This window comes from Massilia sp. P1_C10 (genome assembly GCF_056406475.1).
On record NZ_JBFUAC010000004.1, the window covers coordinates 168,173 to 186,884 of the forward strand.

General features: G+C 55.3%; 13 protein-coding genes and 1 pseudogene. 6 read left to right on the plus strand and 8 right to left on the minus strand.

From position 1 onward, the window contains the following. Positions 1–97: 97 nt before the first annotated feature. The 6 genes from AC1D02_RS10800 to AC1D02_RS10825 all read right to left on the minus strand — a co-directional run bounded on the left by AC1D02_RS10800 (position 98) and on the right by AC1D02_RS10825 (position 8,859). On the minus strand, positions 98–814 hold the full coding sequence (locus AC1D02_RS10800; protein ID WP_477316586.1) for a hypothetical protein: 717 nt from the start codon (positions 812–814) through the stop codon (positions 98–100). Between the two features lie 87 nt (positions 815–901). Then, positions 902–1,834 carry a Kiwa anti-phage protein KwaB-like domain-containing protein gene (locus AC1D02_RS10805; protein ID WP_477316588.1) on the minus strand — a complete coding sequence of 311 codons (933 nt, stop codon included), beginning with the start codon at positions 1,832–1,834 and terminating at the stop codon, positions 902–904. A 2-nt stretch (positions 1,835–1,836) separates the two neighbouring features. Continuing rightward, on the minus strand, positions 1,837–2,433 hold the full coding sequence (locus tag AC1D02_RS10810) for a hypothetical protein (protein WP_477316590.1): 597 nt from the start codon (positions 2,431–2,433) through the stop codon (positions 1,837–1,839). Between the two features lie 325 nt (positions 2,434–2,758). Next, positions 2,759–7,687, minus strand: a complete 4,929-nt coding sequence (locus AC1D02_RS10815) for a DEAD/DEAH box helicase (protein ID WP_477316592.1) — start codon at positions 7,685–7,687, stop codon at positions 2,759–2,761. A 255-nt stretch (positions 7,688–7,942) separates the two neighbouring features. After that, entirely contained in the window at positions 7,943–8,374 is a 432-nt protein-coding gene (locus AC1D02_RS10820; protein ID WP_477316594.1) for a hypothetical protein, read from the minus strand. 131 nt (positions 8,375–8,505) lie between these two features. Further along, the gene (locus AC1D02_RS10825) at positions 8,506–8,859 is read right to left on the minus strand and encodes a hypothetical protein (RefSeq protein ID WP_477316596.1); all 354 of its coding nucleotides are present in this window, start codon (positions 8,857–8,859) and stop codon (positions 8,506–8,508) included. A gap of 298 nt (positions 8,860–9,157) precedes the next feature. On the opposite strand from AC1D02_RS10825, the gene AC1D02_RS10830 reads away from it, so the two are divergent. The 6 genes and pseudogenes from AC1D02_RS10830 to AC1D02_RS10855 all read left to right on the plus strand — a co-directional run bounded on the left by AC1D02_RS10830 (position 9,158) and on the right by AC1D02_RS10855 (position 15,592). Beyond that, positions 9,158–9,466, plus strand: a complete 309-nt coding sequence (locus AC1D02_RS10830; RefSeq protein ID WP_477316598.1) for an H-NS histone family protein — start codon at positions 9,158–9,160, stop codon at positions 9,464–9,466. 12 nt (positions 9,467–9,478) lie between these two features. Beyond that, positions 9,479–10,384, plus strand: a complete 906-nt coding sequence (locus AC1D02_RS10835; RefSeq protein ID WP_477316600.1) for a hypothetical protein — start codon at positions 9,479–9,481, stop codon at positions 10,382–10,384. A gap of 93 nt (positions 10,385–10,477) precedes the next feature. Continuing rightward, positions 10,478–12,100 (plus strand): annotated as a pseudogene (locus AC1D02_RS10840) (DNA internalization-related competence protein ComEC/Rec2); the annotation flags it as partial. Between the two features lie 57 nt (positions 12,101–12,157). Beyond that, positions 12,158–12,964: an alpha/beta fold hydrolase gene (locus AC1D02_RS10845; RefSeq protein WP_477316602.1), complete on the plus strand. Its 807-nt coding sequence runs from the start codon at positions 12,158–12,160 to the stop codon at positions 12,962–12,964. 63 nt (positions 12,965–13,027) lie between these two features. Continuing rightward, positions 13,028–13,597, plus strand: a complete 570-nt coding sequence (gene dcd, locus AC1D02_RS10850) for a dCTP deaminase (RefSeq protein WP_477316604.1) — start codon at positions 13,028–13,030, stop codon at positions 13,595–13,597. 189 nt (positions 13,598–13,786) lie between these two features. After that, on the plus strand, positions 13,787–15,592 hold the full coding sequence (locus AC1D02_RS10855) for a GspE/PulE family protein (RefSeq protein ID WP_477316606.1): 1,806 nt from the start codon (positions 13,787–13,789) through the stop codon (positions 15,590–15,592). Between the two features lie 55 nt (positions 15,593–15,647). On the opposite strand, the gene AC1D02_RS10860 is transcribed toward AC1D02_RS10855, so the two are convergent. Continuing rightward, the gene (locus AC1D02_RS10860) at positions 15,648–17,921 is read right to left on the minus strand and encodes an Orn/Lys/Arg family decarboxylase (protein ID WP_477316608.1); all 2,274 of its coding nucleotides are present in this window, start codon (positions 17,919–17,921) and stop codon (positions 15,648–15,650) included. Between the two features lie 181 nt (positions 17,922–18,102). After that, the gene (locus tag AC1D02_RS10865; RefSeq protein ID WP_477316610.1) at positions 18,103–18,711 is read right to left on the minus strand and encodes a DUF4337 domain-containing protein; all 609 of its coding nucleotides are present in this window, start codon (positions 18,709–18,711) and stop codon (positions 18,103–18,105) included. Position 18,712: the final 1 nt, after the last annotated feature.

Sequence of the window (18,712 nt, forward strand, 5' to 3'; positions counted from 1 at the left end):
ACGCCGCCAGGGAGATCAGGTAGGCGGGCCGATATGTTACTAACGGCAGGCTGTTTCCACCAACAGGTCGTATGACGGATTTGGTGTTGGCTACGAGTCAGACAGGATTTTCATTCAAACTAACGAGCACCTCTTGTATAAGGATCTCAAAACCTGCCTTGTAAGGCTCCAGTTGGTTTTTTGTCGGCAGATGTTCAGATTGGCGCATTAGGAAGTGGGTATGAAGATCAGCTATTGGTCGAGCATCGTCGTTCAACCGAGCTAATATGGACTTCACACTGCGGCCAGCTTGTGCGACCACTTCCGAAAAAGTATTCGCGCCAAAAACTGGCGGCACGTGATTTATGATTGCTCTTAGCAACAATGTAGAAGAGATATAGTTGCCCCTCGCATAAGCATCGTTCAATTCGTCGCACATTTTTGCTAGTTTGGTAGAGTCGAGGCGAGTTCCTCGAAGAGACTTTAGCTTGATTAGCACATCCATATCTAGAAACGTGGAATTCCTCGCCACATTGTCACCATAGGTCGGGTCATGCGCTGCCAACTTTAACGCGTCGATTACGACAAATAATTCCGCTCGCAATTCATGCGCTTCGGCGATTCCTTCTGGAGATGTATCGAGGTTCAAGATAAGACATGCCATATCGGGGTCGCCGAGACGTTTCACTGCTGCTACGAAACGCGTAGCGATATCACGAAATCCTGCCGCGTACGCATATTGCATGTCAGGATCGTCGCTAGGGCCACACTTCCCAAGAGGGAATTGTTCAATTTGGTCAGCCAATTGCATAACAAGTGAAAGTGCCATAGTCATGGTGCGAGCTTCCTTACAATGGGATACATTTCACAACATGAAACTCCTTCACTTAAAAAAACTGAAGGCGCCTATTTGCTTATTCCTCTAAACGGTCACGCTCGCGGTGTCCTGAACATCATATATATTTTGGGAAAACGGCGATTTCAGCCGATGATCTAGCAATGCCGTAAATACATCACCGCACGTTTCCATTGTTACAACCAGCTTGTTTGCGACATCAAATTCAAGTATTAAACCGAAGTCGCTGAAGTTATTTCTGAGATTACCCATGAATATAGGGTCTTTATAATGTCCCTTTTGCTTGATCGCCAATGCGCGGCGAAGCCTTATCTTGTTCTCTCCAACATAATCGGCAATTGTCGTCGTTTCGGAAAATATTTCGGAAAAATCGGGTTCTACGGTTAATTGTTTGAAATCTTCGAGATGGGCCTGTTTATAGCTAAGGATAGATTCGAAATTCTGTTTTCCTGAGATCAAAATTTCATCATTTACAATAAAGAAGTCAACGTGACTGGAAATGTTGAAACTTCTTTCTTCATTTAAATCAAGTCCATCATCGCTAAATATTGCAGAAATTACTCCGGCAAGTTTTTTTGCGCGCCAAGAGTCGTCAGTTTTTCGTACCCCGAAAATTTTATTGCCATTTGTGTCTACAATCTTTAAAACGTAGAATGCAGTGTTATTTATTTCTTTTAAATTCTTAACTTTTTTGTCTTGAATCTCATCAACGGTTTTTTCTAATATCAATTCTGCATGCGTCTCGTCCAGCTTTATTGAAAGTGCGCTACTCTCGTTGTTCTGCGCGAGAATGCTATAGTCTAGAACTTCGGTAATTCTTTCGCGTTCGGAGATTAAAGCATCTCGTATTGCTTGATCAAGATCACCGCTGGTATCTACCCAGTGGCCGGTAAAAGTTGGAGCCGGGACACCTGTGTATTGAGTCTTTTTGAAGGTCCAGACCTTAACTTCTGAGTTCTGAATATCGAATGCTTGTAACGTTTCAAGAGAGCTTGGCATTTTTATATATCCCCATTTTTAATTATCAATACATCTTGCACGTCATTTTTTTTATAGGTGGCGTTGGGTTGAATATTTACATCCGCCAATGCACGTCCAGTGTAGATGTCGTTGCCACCTACAAATTTGTATTTGATTTCGTATAGCTTCCATCCAAAAACAATAAGCAGTGGATTTAGCATGATCTGTCCTGATTTGTATGTGACCAAGAACATCCATATCAAGAAAATAAGAAAGCCAATTATTTTTCCTGTGCCCTTGTAGTCAAGGCTCATGAACGAAACAACATATGGAAAGACATAATTTATTAAATCTGCGGGAATATGCTTAGTCTCGATAATTGTGATCTTATTATTACCTTTGACTATCTTCAAAAGGACCATTGTCGAAAGGAATGATACGATACATAAAAGTGTAAATAAAATCGAAGCTCTGGCATTAGTAAATGGCATTGAGCAAAATGGATTGCTATCAATCCAAATTGCGCATAGCGGAAGCTTTATTGCATCAAAGTCATAGTCTTGAACCAGGAGAATAAGGCTCAGCGGGAGATATGAGCCCAGGTATACAAATATTGCGATGTACAGTCTTGGTTGCATGAATTTTCTCGCACGGAATCTGAATTTCGCGGTTGCGAAATTGCAACTGTAGCATGAGTAGCCACAGGAAATTGTAACCAATTATCACGAATGTGCAGTCGAACTCCGGCTCAAACACCACCATGGGTTTGAGCGCCTGTCATTGCTCATCAAGCTGCCACTTATGGGGGCATAAAATCGTTCAGGCGGCGACGTTCAGCATCGTCAATACGATTGCCGTGGTCCGCATAGGCTGCCGTGAAGATTCCGCACGATAGACACTTCAGTGTCTCGGTGAGGCTCTGCCAACGTAGACATTACTCATCATGGTAAGGGCTAGGTTGCACTAGAGGATGTCAAGTTTTGGCAACGCGCGGATAACCTTCATCGTCTCTAGACTCACGGTAATAACTCGCTGGAATAGTTCTAACGGATACCGAGCATTTTCCATCGTCTCGGTTGCCCACAGATTAGCGTCGTTGACAATGCCGCTGTCCTTGTGTGTAGTCACTGCTTGCCGCTCCATGACCCATTCCAATGCGGGTTTTCCGTTCACTACATATTCGTAGGCTTCGAGCGGGATTCTGGTCATCGTGATCTTGTGGTTATAGACCACGCGTGACTTGTCACCCTTTGCGGCAAACTTCATCTGTGTCACGCGAAAATCAACATCATCTAGACCGGACAAAAGCAAAGCACCGCCTTCGTATTCGACCGGATGACACTCTACCGACTCGTAGTTGACGTGAAGCTCAGCGAGCTTGCGACCTGCCTGAGAAAATGCCAAGAAATCAGTGGTGGTTTTAACACATGGAATGCGTGGTAGCTCCTTCGTTAGGTTGTCGGCATATCGTCTGAGGTAGTCCGGCGAATGGAGCAAGCCATAGACATAATAGAACAGGTCTTCCTTGCTAATGTCTGCCTCAGGATAAGTGGTCTGGAAGTGTGCTAGACCGTCATCTGTAATAGCATCCCTGCGGCTGCTCCCGATTTTCGTAGGGGGCGTCGGTGCTTCAAACAAACAATCTTGCTTCGATTGGCTAGCCGAATTCGATAAGTCTTCATCATCGTACAAAAACAGTGGGAAGCACTGGGCACCGCCATCTGGCTGGCTACAGGGAATGCTATCTGTCATTAATGCTATTTGACCGTCTCCAGACCAGTTCCCTTTGATCATGATCGCTCGATTGGCAGCCGCTGAATTTGGGAAAAAACGTGGAATTTGGAGAATCATTTCAATAAGATTTCTATTGAAATACAGATTTTGCTTTGTGTATGGACGATAAAGGCTTACCCTAATTGATTTCTCGTCGAACGCGAATTTCTTTCCTTTAACAAGATCCTGCTTTAAGCCTCGCGTCCAACTTATTTTTGTTGAATCTGTATTTATGAAGCCATCAACTTTAGTTTCCCGAACTTTCTTTTCAAAACCGGAATTAACTTGGTTAAAGCGATCAGCTTCGCTGTTGTAGAAGTCAATCATACAGGTAATATTTGTTTTCACGCGAGAATGGGCTGAGTTATAAACCCACGCATCACGGTTCGTAGATACGCCCAGTGAGAAATTATCAAATAATTTCACAGCATCACTTTTTTTGTCGCCGAGAACAATGTGGTCGCTGAAGCTATTGTCGCGTTGATTTACCCAATCTCCATGTTCATCAGGAGAGATTGATAACCAACCGTTCTGCGAGGTTATTCCAGCAATGCTGCCGTAATTTTCGATGCGTTCGAGCTTGTCCTGCTGGCTAAGATAATCACCAATGTCATGCCAATAGATATTTCCATGTTGTTTAGCATTAGGGTTTTTTACAAACATTGTAATAGCAATCGGCGCACGGCTTCCGCTGCCAAATATTTTTCCGCCTTCCCTGCGCGAAAGCTCTCCAGAAGTTCGTTGGTTCCCACGCAAATGGAAAACATATAAGCTGCTAAATTCTTCTGCCAAGCACTTTCGCAGACCGTCGGCAGTATTCGCCTCCAGGAACCCAGCATTGGTGACAAATCCGATCACGCCACTATCGCCTATGCGGTCGCTAGCCCAGCGAATTGCACGTATATAGCTGTCATAAAGCCCCTTTGAAAGCGCCGCCTTTGATTTTTTTGTGTACGTATCGGTGATGCGTCGATCGAGACCGAAATAAGAAACATTTTGGTTATTGTCATTAGCACTGCCTTGGCCAATCGAATATGGAGGATTTCCGATAATCACTCGAATATCAAGCGTCTTCTGTTTTTTGCGTCGTGCGCTGTTTGAAACTAAAATTTGCTCAACTAAATCCTCTTTCTCATAAAGTTGAAAAGTGTCGGTTAAGCAGATGCCTTCAAAAGGCTGATATTCACCGCCTACGATATCGTGATAGACAGATTCAATGTTGATAGCTGCAATGTAATATGCCAGGAGAACGATCTCATTGGCGTGTATTTGGCTAGCATATTTCTTTGGTAGGTCGTCTTTGCTTATCAGCCCACTTTGTAGCAATCGTGTAATAAAGGTGCCGGTGCCTGTAAACGGGTCAATGATATGGACGTTGTCACTGGCAAGTGTCTGGTCAAACTCGCTTTTCAAGATGTCGTTGACGCTATTGATAATGAAATCTACCACTTCGACCGGTGTATAGACGATGCCTAGCCGTTCTGTCATTTTCGGGAAAGCGTTACGGAAGAACTTGTCGTAAAGTTCAACAACGATTTTTTGCTTGCCTGTTGCGTTATCTATACCTTCGGCACGTAACTTCACGCTGTCATAAAAGCTTTGAAGCGTATCCGCTTCCTTGTTCAGATGGTGCTCTTGTAGGACATCGAGCACGGCTGACATCGCGAGCGACATTGGGTTGTGTTTTGCGAAACTGTAATTTTTAAACAATGCATCGAATACCGGTTTGGTAATTAAATGCTGGGCAAGCATTTCGATTACCTCCGTATCACTTATGCTGTCGTTCAGATCGTCGCGCAATTCCTTTGCAAATCCGTCAAACGCTGCACGTTCTTTAATATTGGACGTATTCTCAATAATGGTACTGATGCGAGTAATATGAGTTTGGGCGATTTTAGAAATATCATTTGCCCAGTCTTCCCAGTGATGGCGGTTACCGCATTTCTGGACTACTTTGGCATAAATTGCGCGCTCGATTTCGCCGATTTCGAACTGCAAGGGTACTTGCTCCTGGGCTTTTGATTTAACATGGTCTTGACCAATGCCGAATTTCCCTTTGCCTGTATTGGTCTTGCTCTTCCCATCGCCATTGTTGGCTTTCTTGTTGATTTTGTCGGTAATGGCGACGACCTCCATCTTGGCCGTGTCTCTGCCGATCAAGTCGAGTTTATTCACCATCGCATCAAATCGGTCGTCATGCGAGCGCAATGCCTGCAATACTTGCCAAACGACTTTGTAGGTTTTGTTGTCATTGAGTGCTTCATGCGCTTCCATCCCATCCGGGATAACGACCGGTAGAATCACGTAGCCACGCTTTTTGCCGGGAGCATTGCGCATTACTCGACCGACCGATTGTACAACGTCAACTTGCGAATTACGCGGTGTCAGGAAAAGCACCGCATCTAGCGCGGGAACATCGACACCTTCAGATAGACAGCGAACGTTACTCAGAATTCGACACGTGTTATCCGGTGCATCCGCCTTGAGCCAGTTCAATTTCTCCTCTTTTTGGCTAGCATTCATGCCACCATCCACGTGCGCCGCTTCACAGGTTAAGCGTGCTACAGTCTCGAATTCTTCGTTCTCCTGATAAGCTTCGACGACAGCCTGAAACATGCCAGCGATATTCTTTGAGCTGACCTTGTGGGTCTTGGCAGTTTTTGCATTTTTTTGAACTTCGATTACCTGGCAAAATGCCACAGCGCGCCGCATAGGGTCAAGATCGCCGACAAGATCGTCTTGGGTATCTTGTTTACTCAAAGCTTTCCAGCAGCCAACAATCTTGGCGGCATCGTCTACCTTAAGTTGATTGTTTTCATCTTTAAACAGATTTTGTAAGCGACTGCTTATGTGCTTCGCGTCTACAGCAAGAACGATTACCTTATAATCAACGAGCAAACCACGCTTTACGGCTTCTGAAAAGGTGATGACATACAGCTCTTTGCCATACCATTCTTCCTTGTTCATTCCGTAAAGTTTTGCATTGTCTCGTTCCGCAACGGCCTCAGCTGCATCGCTATAGATGCGCGGTGTCGCAGTCATATAAAGACGTTTAGCTGAACGAATAAAGTCGGCATCGTGGACTTTGACAAAATTGCTTTCGTCATCATCACCATATGTAGCGCCAGTTGTACGGTGTGCCTCGTCGCAAATAATCAGATCGAATTCAGCAAGGTTATGCAGCTTCTGCGCTTTGTTAATGACATCAATCGAGTGATACGTCGAGAAAACCACGCTCATGTGGTTTTCGTCGTGGCGTTTTGCCACTTCCAGAGCCAGACGTGCCGGTTCAGTCGTGGCCGGATAGCGCAGTTCATGTGCGAAGGTTTGTACTACGTCTTCGTCCTTCGTCCGTTTCTTGCCAACGTCGCTGTCAGAGCAGACGGCAAAGCTGTGTAGTGGCGTGCTGCTTTCCTGCGTCCATTCCGTCAAGGTTTGCGACAACAACGAAAGGCTAGGAACTAAGAACAGTACGCGCTTCCCAGCTCCCGCCAGCTTCTCAGCAATTTTCAAACTCGTGAAAGTCTTGCCCGTGCCGCATGCCATGATGAGTTTGCCGCGATCAGCCGTTTTCAAGCCGCGTTCAGCGGCGTGCAGCGCGGTTTTCTGGTGGTCGCGAAGTTCTTTCTTCGCCTTCAGCACTGGCGCTTGGCGTGGCTGGTATTTTGCCCAATCGATCTGGCTGTTTTCCAGATCGTTCAAGTCGATTTTGCTGACTGGAGGTTGCTGGTTTTGCAATGCATCATTGGCGTGCTCACTCCAGTTGTTGGTAGTGGTCACGATCAATCGATACGTAAACGGCTTCTTGCCGGAGGCGGTGAAGAAGCTATCGATATCGCTCTTCTGGACCTTGTAGTCTTCCGCATAGAATTTACACTGAATGGCGTGGAATTCGTCAGTGCCTTGCATTTGTGCTACCAAATCAATGCCGGTATCACGACAATCCAAACCTTGCTCTAGTGCCCAATCTTTGTAGGTCCACACCTTGCCATAAAGATCGCGATAGGTCGCTTCGTTCCGCAAGTACGTGCAAATCAGCTCTTCAAAATACGTTCCCTTCTCGCGTTCAGACACGGAAGCATTTCGGTAGGTGGTCAGCAGGTTGTGGAGTGCGGCCATGGATGGCTCTTTCTAAAGGCAAATAAATGTCCGCCATTATGGCGCACAACGAGCCTGATTGGGGTTGAAAAATTGGCAACGCGAGGCCATTTTCGGGGCGACCTTCATAGGGGCACCATCGTTCTGCGCACATGCGGGCATGGGTTCGCGTGGACGGCGGCGACCTTCATGCCACCATCGGCGGCGAACATCATGTCAGAGGTGGGATCATGGCTGACTCTAGCGGTGCTGACCCAATCTCAGTTCAGTTAAACACTAGACATCTTGTGTTAGCACCACGGGATGGATTTCCAGGTGGAGCACTAGGCAGAGCTGATGCTGTAGGGAGTGGAGAGGGCTGGGATCACGGCGTCTCTCAGGTGCTGAACGGCTGCGCACTAAGTATTCAGCTGGAAGGAGAAGCGTAGTTGAGGAGCGGTCTGCTTCGGTGATGATCCAGATTTTCGTTGTCGCGCCTATCTTGTAGCTGGAAAATATGCGCCTGCCTGAAGGGATTGCCAGCAGATTTTGCTTTTGGTCCTCCGCACCCATATCGCCCCAGTCGCCGGTAACATGTCGGTGAATCAGTGCCAGCGGTGAAATGTTTAGTTCGGTCAAAGTGTTCAACACGCCGGGGGTTGTGCCGATTTGACCGAGCGCGAACATTGCTCTAGGTTTGTCTGGCGATGTTCCTGAACTCTCAGTCATGATTCACTGCCTTCATCGATTCCCCGCACGTTCCGAGATTGCTGAAAGGATTTGCGAGCGCAACATTTGTGTCCCATCTCTCTGCGACCATCGAAGCAAGCGCCTTCGGTGGTCGCCGCGGTGGTCGGCAGTTAGAGTTCGATGATCTGGTGGACGATGGCTTGCACTTCTGGGCCGCTCTTTTTTAGCAACGAGGCGAAGAGGGCGATGATCAGCCGGTTTTTGCGGGTTTCGAGCTTGTTGATGTCGCGGACCACACTTGAATCGAACGGCTTGCCTGGCTTGATGTTCTCGATGGTTTTCTTGACCAGTTCGGTACGCTCTGCGTCGAGTGCATTAATGGCTTCACGCAGATTTTCAGTGGAAGTTTTCTCCGGCGCTGGGACGGCCACTGCGGTCGCTTCGACGGTCGGAGTAGTAGTTTCGGGAACGACAGCTTTCTTGTCGGCGGTGATCGCATGCTTCTTTTCGGTGGCAGTGTCCATCGTATTTCTCCTGTGGTTTTGTCAAAGCGACAAGAGAATATTATCTAGCTCTTATGAAAACGTACACAATTTTATTGCCATAGTGTAATGTTTTTTCTGGGCGTGGTTCTAATGCGTGAATCACAGTGCCCTGACCAGTCGCGGTGCTAACAAAATCTCTTTGTCTTTAAAATATAGACGGGTCGTGTTATCACCGACCGGCACGAACAGCAGTCGCGCGTGCGTCATCACTGGCGCCTCTCTCGTCATCTGTGGTAGCGTGCGTGCTCAAGTATTCAATTCACAACAAGGAATCTAGATGGATTTGTCAAAGCTGAGCATTGCCGACCTTCGAACCCTGCAACATAGCGTCAAGCAAGAATTGAAGAAGCGTGAACAACACGATGTGGCAGTTGCTCGTGAGAAAATTCTGGCGATTGCCAAAAGCGTGGGCATCTCTGTGCGCGAGTTGGTTGGTGGCAGCGTTCGGGCAAAGTCAGGCCCGGTTGCTGTGCAATATCAAAATCCTAACGACCAGTCGCAGCAATGGACTGGCCGAGGTCGTCAGCCCAAGTGGGTCAAGGCGTGGCTTGAGGTCGGCAAATCGTTGGATGCGTTGCGCATCTAGGCGGGAGAAGTAGTGTTCGACGTTTTTAACATCGAAATCGAGACCTTGATCAAGGATGGATTATCTCATCTGTACTGGTTCAAAGCTGACTTGCATAAGGCTTGGCTCGTTTCAGGCGTATCGCAGCCTGTCGTGGACGACATCAAGAAATTAGTAAACGCGGAAGGCAAAAACCTGTCGAAGCGCGAGCAAATGGATGCGCTGTATGAGCGACTTCGGGACGGTGACTTCAACCGGCGTTTAGAAGTTTCCAGGAATTTCGCTCGCATCTTGATTGAACAAAAGGACTTTGTTGCCAAGGATAACGGTCATCAGGTGCATCGCGCTCAATTGGCCTCGTTTAAGCTGAAGGAGCTTCATGCCAAACAGAATCAAGAACAGGAGCGAAAGCAGACAGTCCGTGAGAAGACTGTCCGGCCTGTAGAAGAGTCATACGACGCTCAGCTAGGCAAGTTACGAGATCGTTTTTTTGCAGCTCACAACATGGCCCCGCAGGCGAAGGGGTACGAGCTCGAAAAAATCTTCACGCAGCTCATGCTACTAAGTGGCGTGACTGTTGTTGAACCGTTTCGTATTGTTGGCGAACAGTTTGACGGTGCCATCAAGTACGAAGGTCGCTTCTACCTCGTCGAATTAAAGTGGACTGCGGCGAAAAGCGATCCAGAACAAATAGGCCACTTCTTCTACAAGATTTCCGGAAAGATGGATGGACGGGGATTGTTCATTTCAATGGCTGGTTTCACTGATGGCGTCACTTCTACGCTACCGCATGGTAAAGAACTTACCATGATGTTACTTGATGGAATTCACCTGACCTCAGTACTTACCGGCCAGTACACCTTCAAACAGTTGCTTGATCACGCTATAAAGAGCATCGCGCTAAAAGGTAACATCTACTGTAGCCACAATTTGAAATAGGACGCGTCGCACCGCGGGACGACCGATCAACGCAGCCGCAAGTTAGGCGAGGCCAAATCGATGCACGAGGCGTGCCCTCAATGTATTCATAGACACCATATTTCGATTTCGGGCCTGCACATCACGATGATCGCCGGCCTGGCTGCGCTGTTCGCGTCCGGGCTGTGGCGGCGCTCGTTCTTCACTGGCGCGCAGTTGCCGCTGCTGCTTCCGGCGCAAAAGGTCGCGGCGATCGCCGGCGCCGGCGTCGCGCTGCTGTACGTCCTGCTCGCCGGCTTCGGCATCCCGGCCCAGCGCACGCTCTACATGCTGGCCGTGGTCGCCGCGGCGCTGTGGTCCGGCCGTATCGCCAGCGTCTCGCACGTGCTGTGCGCGGCGCTCGGGCTGGTTGTGCTGCTCGATCCGTGGGCGGTGCTGTGGCCGGGCTTCTGGCTGTCGTTCGGCGCCGTCGCGGCGATCCTGTCCGCCACCGTCGGCCGCGTCGGTGCGCGCCGGTCCGGGTTCAAGGGCGCGCTGGTGCTGGGCGCGCACACCCAATACGTCGTCACGCTCGGGCTGGTGCCGCTGACGATGCTGCTGTTCGCCCAGGTGTCGGTGGCCAGCCCGGTCGCGAATGCGGTGGCGATCCCGCTGGTCAGCTTCATCGTGACGCCGCTGGCGCTGGCCGGCAGCATGGCGCCGGCGCCGCTGTCGGGCGTGCTGCTCGGGCTTGCGCACCTCGCCGTCGAAGGCCTGGCCGGTTTCCTCGCATGGATAGCCGCGAGCCCGCTGGCCGTGTGGGGCGCGCCCACGCCGGCGCCCTGGGTGTTCTGCTTCGCGTTCGCCGGGACCATGTGGATGCTGGCGCCGCGCGGATGGCCGCACCGCTGGACCGGCGCGGCGGCCTGGCTGCCCTTGCTGGCCGGACTGCCTTCGCACCCGGCGCAAGGCGAGATGAGCGTCACCGCCTTCGACGTCGGACAGGGCATGGCGCTGCTGGTCGAAACCGCGGGCCACCGCTTGCTGTACGATGCCGGCCCGCTGTATTCGCCCGAAGCGAATGGCGGCAACCGTGTGATCGGTCCCTACCTGAAAGCGCGCGGCATCGGCCGGCTCGACGGCATGGTGATCACCCACAGCGACGCCGACCATGCCGGCGGCGCGATGGCCGTGATGGAAGCGGTGAAGGTCGATTGGGTCGCGTCGTCGCTGTGGCCGGCGCATCCGATCGTGCGCGCGGCGCGCTCGCATACGCGCTGCGCGGCTGGACAGCGATGGAGCTGGGACGGCGTGCAGTTCGAGATGCTGCAGCCGACGCTGGCGAGCTACGATAATCCGGCCCTCAAGCCGAACGCGCGCGGATGCACCCTGCGCGTGAGCGCGGGCGGCCGCGCGATGCTGCTGGCGGCCGACATCGAAGCGGCGCAGGAAGCGCAGCTGGTGCTGGCGTCCGCCGGGCTGTTGCGCGCCGACGTGCTGCTGGCGCCGCACCACGGCAGCGGCACCTCGTCGACGCCCGGCTTCCTGCACGCGGTGCGGCCGGGGCTGGGCATTTTTCAGGTCGGATACCGCAACCGCTATCGCCACCCCAAGGCGGAGGTGTACGAGCGATACCGCGAAATGGGCATCGTCCGCATGCGCACCGACGACTCGGGCGCGATATTGCTGAACTTCGGCGCGCGCGTCGAAGCGGCCAGTTACCGCGGGCAGCACCCGCGCTACTGGTACGGGCGCTGAGGGATGTAGGGGAAATCCTCTACTTCCCAGGCCGGCGCGCGCATTACAATTGCGAGCATGACAAAGCCCCTGCTTCACTTCACTCACGGGAACAGCTTCCCCGCCGGCGTGTACCGGCGCTTCTTCGACGGCCTGCGCGAGGACTTCGACGTGCATGCGAGCGATATGCTGGGCCACGATCCGGCGTTTCCGGTGTCGGACGGCTGGCCGGGCCTGGTGGCGCAGCTGATCGCGCAGCTCGAGCAGTATCCGGCGCCGCCGATCCTGGTCGGCCACTCGCTGGGCGGCATGCTCAGCCTGATGGCGGCCAAGCAGCGTCCCGAGCTGGCGCGCTGCGTGGTGATGCTCGACTCTCCGGTGGTGGCGGGCTGGCGCGCATGGCTGCTGCGGGTGGCCAAGGCGCGGCGCTGGGACGACAGCTTCTCGCCTGCCAAATTCTCGCAGCGGCGACGCACCACCTGGCCCGATGCGCAGGCCGCGTTCGAGCACTTCGCATCGAAGGACATCTTCGCCGCGTGGGCGCCGGGCGTGCTGGCAGACTACATGGAGCACGGGCTGGCGCCGCATCCGGACGGCGGCGTGCAGCTGCGCTTTTCGCGCGACGTCGAGACGGCGATCTACCGCTCGCTGCCGCATCACCTGGGCAAGCTGGTGGAGCCGCCGTTCCCGGTGCCGATCGGCTTCGTCGGCGGCACCCATTCGGTCGAGCTGCGCCAGGCCGGGCTGGATGCCACGCGGCGGCTGGTGGGCGACAATTTCGCGCGCATTGAAGGCGGCCACCTGTTCCCGATGGAGTCGCCGGAACTGGCCGCGCAGCTGACGCGCGGGATGATCGCGCGGCTGCTGGCGGAAAAGGCGATTTGAGTGAGCACTGGCGATTTCGCGTAAAATCCCGGGCATCCCACTTCACCATGGAACTGCCAAACGATGACTATCAAAAGCGATAACTGGATCCGCCGCATGGCGCAGGAAACCGGCATGATCGAGCCGTTCGAACCGGGCCAGGTGCGCCAGGATCCCGATGGCCGCAAGGTGATCTCGTACGGCACCTCCTCGTATGGCTATGACATCCGCTGCGCCGACGAATTCAAGGTGTTCACCAACATTAACAGCACCATCGTCGATCCGAAGAACTTCGATTCGAACTCCTTCGTCGACATCAAGAGCGACGTCTGCATCATTCCGCCAAATTCGTTCGCGCTTGCGCGCACCATCGAATACTTCCGCATTCCGCGCAACGTGCTGACCATCTGCCTCGGCAAATCGACCTACGCGCGCTGCGGCATCATCGTTAACGTCACGCCGTTCGAGCCGGAGTGGGAAGGCTATGTGACGCTGGAGTTTTCCAACACGACGCCGCTGCCGGCCAAGATCTACGCCGGCGAAGGCTGCGCGCAGGTGCTGTTCTTTGAAAGCGACGAAGTATGCGAAACCTCGTACAAGGACCGCGGCGGAAAGTACCAGGGGCAACATGGAGTGACCTTGCCGAAGGCGTGATTGAATGACGCCAGGAAAAAGAGCCCTGTTTGGGCTCTTTTTTTTCGCCGCGCGCACGGTGCGATCAACAACGGCAGCGGCGCGGGTCCTCAAAATTAGCTATCTCATATCGATGGCGGGGGTAGCGTGGATACCGGCGCGGAAACAGATCGCACGTCGCGGCAGCGCGCGACCAGGATCAGCCAGTACTTGCAATGGGATTTCATCACGACCCGCGAGCAGGTCGAGGCGGCCCTGCGCAACCAGGAGGTCATGGTCAAGCTGAAGCTGGGCGAGATCCTTCTGGGTCAGGGTTCGATCTCGAAGAGCCAGTTGGCGATCGCGCTCGACCGCCAGGGCGCCAACCGCAAGGCGCCACTCGGGAGCATCCTGGTGCAGATGGGCGCCGTCGATGCCATGGTGGTCCGGCGCGCCATGTTCCGCCGGCTCGGCATTCCGTATGTAAGCGTGCTGAAATTCGAGCTCGAACCGGTCCAGCTCAACCCCAATCACGAGGAGTTCATGCGCAAGCACGCGATCCTGCCGCTGTTTCGTACCGAATCGCGCATGGTGGTGGCCGTGGCGGATCCGCTCGCGGCGGAGCCACTGCAGGAGCTGGCGTTCTGCACCAAGCTGAAGATCGATCCTGTGATGGCCGCGGCCGACGAACTGGCGGACGTGCTGGAACACTGCGGCGCAGGCTTCGGCGCACCGAAGAATATCTCGAATCTGGCCGCGCGGCGCGGCGAGGCCGCGGCATCGGTCCTCCCGGAGATCGACTCCACCGGCGAGGAGGATGGCGCCGTGGTGCGGCTGGTCGACATGATTGTCACCGAGGCGATCGAGTACGGCGCATCCGACATCCACATCGAAACCGCGCGCGGCAACCGGCCGGTGTGCGTCCGGTTTCGCAAGGATGGCGTGATGTTCCACTATTCCGACGTGCCGGCCAGGTTCAAGGAAGGACTGGTTTCGCGCATCAAGATCATGAGCCAGCTGGACATCTCGGAGAAGCGCCACTCGCAGGACGGCAAGGTGAGTTTCGAGCGCGTGGGCATGGCGCAGGTCGACTTGCGGGTGGCCACCATTCCCACCTGCGGCGGCGCCGAGGACATCGTCATCCGCATCCTGACGCCGCCTTCCGCGGTGTCGCTCGATGCGCTCGGCCTGGCGCCCGACGTGCTGGCGCAGCTGCGCAAGCTCGCCGCCCGCGCCCAGGGCCTGCTGTTCGTGTGCGGCCCCACCGGCTCGGGGAAAACTACCACCTTGCACTCGCTGCTGGCGACGCTCAATACCCCGTCCACCAAGATCTGGACGGTGGAGGACCCGATCGAAATCGCCCAGGAGGGCCTGCGCCAGGTGCAGGTCCAGGCCAAGATCGGCTGGAGCTTCGCCGCCGTGCTGCGCTGCCTGATGCGGGCCGACCCCGACATCATCATGGTCGGCGAGACGCGCGATCCGGAGACCGCGCGCACGGTGATCGAGGCCTCGCTGACCGGCCACCTGGTGCTGTCGACAATGCACACCAACAGCGCAGCCGAAAGCCTGGTGCGGCTGCTCGACTTCGGACTCGATCCGTTCAACTTCGCCGACGCGCTGATCGGCGTGCTCGCGCAGCGGCTGGTGCGGCGCATGTGCACCGATTGCGCGCGTGCATGCGTGGCGACCGACGACCAGGTCGACTTGCTGGCGCACGCCTACTGCTTCGAGACTGAATTGAACGTGGCGGAGGTGCAGGCGCAATGGCGCGCGCGCCACGGCGACGCGCACGGGTGCATCCATGTGAAGAAGGCGCCCGGATGCGCGCGCTGCGACAACACCGGCTATCGGGGCAGGGTGGGCCTGCACGAACTGCTGGTGTCGACCGCGGAGATCAAAAGGATGATCCACGCGCGGGTGACGGCGGCGGAGCTGCAGCGCGCGGCGATCGCACAAGGCATGCGCACCTTGCGCCAGGACGGCATCGAGAAGGTGCTGCTGGGAGTGACGACCTGGGAGCAGGTGAGGGCGATCTGAGTGCGGCGGTCAAACCGGGGTCAGGTCCGGCGGACCTGACCCCATCGTTGCACAGTTACCGAGTCGGGCGCACGCCGTCGCTTTTCACGCAGTCGACAAAATAGCCGCGCTTGCCATCCACTTCGCGCTTGACCAGGCCGTGCACGTCGGTCTCGAAGCCGGGGAAGCGCTCGTTGAAGTCGCGCGCGAAGCGCAGGTAGTCGACGATGGTCTTGTTGAAGCGCTCGCCCGGGATCAGCAGCGGAATACCCGGCGGGTATGGCGTCAGCAGGATCGCGGTGATGCGGCCCTCGAGGTCTTCGATCGCCACGCGCTCGATCTCGCGGTGCGCCATCTTGGCAAACGCGTCCGACGGCTTCATCGCCGGGATCATGTCCGACAGGTACATCTCCGTCGTCAGGCGCGCCACGTCGTAGGCCTTGTAGAAGTCGTGGATCGACTGGCACAGGTCGCGCAGGCCCATCGCTTCGTAGCGCGGATTCGCCTGGGCGAACTCAGGGAGGATGCGCCACATCGGCTGGTTCTTGTCGTAGTCGTCCTTGAACTGCTGCAGCGCCGTGACCAGCGTGTTCCAGCGTCCCTTGGTGATCCCGATCGTGAACATGATGAAGAACGAGTACAGACCGCACTTCTCGATGATCACGCCGTGTTCGGCCAGGTACTTGGTGACGATCGACGCCGGAATGCCGGATTCGCCGAACTGGCCGTCCAGCGACAGGCCCGGCGTGACCACCGTGGCCTTGATCGGGTCGAGCATGTTGAAGCCCGGGGCCAGATTGCCGAAGCCGTGCCAGTCGTCCTCGGCGCGGATCATCCAGTCTTCCTGGGTGCCGATGCCTTCTTCGCTGAAGGTGTCCGGGCCCCAGACCTTGAACCACCAGTCGTTGCCGAATTCGGCGTCGACCTTTTTCATCGCGCGGCGGAAGTCGAGCGCCTCGAAGATCGATTCTTCCACCAGCGCGGTGCCGCCCGGCGCTTCCATCATCGCCGCGGCGACGTCGCACGAGGCGATGATCGAGTACTGCGGCGAGGTCGAGGTGTGCATCAGGTAGGCCTCGTTGAAGGCGTCCTGGTCCAGCTTGACCGACTCCGACTCGCGCACCAGCACCTGCGAGGCCTGCGACAGGCCGGCCAGCAGCTTGTGGGTCGACTGGGTCGAGAAGATCATCGACTCTTTCGCGCGCGGGCGGTCCTTGCCGATCGCGTGCATGTTCTTGTAGAAGTCGTGAAAGGTCGCATGCGGCAGCCACGCTTCGTCGAAGTGCAGCGTGTCGATTTTCCCGTCCAGCATTTCGCGCAGGGTCTCGACGTTGTAGACCACGCCGTCGTAGGTCGACTGGGTGATGGTCAGGATGCGCGGCTTCTTGTTGGCGGCTTCGCGGGCGAACGGGTTCGCTTCGATCTTGCGGGCGATCGACTCGGGCGTGAACTCTTCGAGCGGGATCGGGCCGATGATGCCGAGGTGGTTCCGGGTCGGCATCAGGAACACGGGAATAGCGCCGCACATGATGATCGAGTGCAGGATCGACTTGTGGCAGTTGCGGTCGACGACCACGATGTCGCCCGGCGCCACGGTGGAGTGCCAGACCATCTTGTTGGAGGTGGAGGTGCCGTTGGTGACGAAGTAGCAGTGGTCGGCGTTGAAAATGCGCGCGGCGTTGCGCTCGGACTTGGCGACCGGGCCGGTGTGGTCGAGCAGCTGGCCGAGTTCCTCGACCGCGTTGCAGACGTCGGCGCGCAGCATGTTCTCGCCGAAGAACTGGTGGAACATCTGCCCGATCGGCGACTTCAGGAAGGCCACGCCGCCCGAGTGGCCCGGGCAGTGCCACGAGTAGGAACCGTCGTTGGCGTAGTTGACCAGCGCTCGGAAGAACGGCGGCGCCAGGCCGTCGAGGTAGGACTTCGCTTCGCGGATGATGTGGCGCGCGACGAATTCGGGTGTGTCCTCGAACATGTGGATGAAGCCGTGCAGCTCGCGCAGGATGTCGTTCGGGATGTGGCGCGAGGTGCGCGTTTCGCCGTAGATGTAGATCGGGATGTCGGCGTTCTTGTGGCGGATCTCCTTGACGAAGGAGCGCAGCGCGACCAGCGCGAAGTCGGTCTCCTCGAGCGATCCTCCGCCGAATTCCTCGTCGTCGATCGACAGCACGAAGGCCGAGGCGCGCGATTGCTGCTGCGCGAACTGCGACAGGTCGCCGTAGCTGGTCAGGCCGAGCACTTCCATGCCTTCCTTTTCCATGGCTTCGGCCAGCGCGCGAATGCCCAGGCCGGAGGTGTTCTCGGAACGGAAGTCCTCGTCAATGATGACGATGGGAAAACGAAATTTCATGGCAACTCCAAAGCGAAGCGCCGTGAGGGCAGTCCGCGCCGGCATAGGCGGGATGCTGCTCACGGCACCGAAGAAAATAAGAAGCGGATTTTCGCAGAAATGTCCGCAATCCGGTGAAAAAACTTTAACCCAGCTTAGCCGACAAAGGCTGATTGCTGTCGCACAATAGTTGGCGTGCCGCTCAGTGAGCCGCGGCGCTTCCCAGCAGGGCGCCGATCGGGTCGATGTGCAGCCAGGCGAACAGGCCCAGCGCCATGCCCACGGCCGCCACGCCGTACGCGCCCAGCATCAGCCAGCGCTTGCGCGTGAGCAGGGTGATCGCCGCCAGCGAAATGGCGATCTGCTCGGCCGTGGTGGCCAGCGCCCACTGGTGGTGCTGGTGCATCGCCTTGTCGGACTTGTGGTTCCACTCGGCCGACGAGGCCTCGAACTTCTCGGCTTTCTTCTTGATGTCGCCCTTTTCGGATTCGTAGCGCGCCACTTCGGACTTGTATTTGGCCGGATCGACGCCCGGCAGGGTCATCGCCATCTCGGCCAGGTTCTGCTTGCTCGACTTGGCCTGGTAGTAGTTCCAGGCGTTGGCCGCTTCGGTCTTGTCGATCGCCGCGTTGTTCTTGAATAGCGCCGCGTCGTTCTGGGTCGCGCCGCCCAGGTAGCCGAACAGGGCGCCGACCGTGGCGAGGATCGCGGTCATCACCGCGATGTTGTTGGAGAAGGGATCGTTGCCGTGCGCTGCGTGTTCGACCGCGTGGTCGTGCGGGCCGTGTACGTGAAAACCGTGTCCTGACATT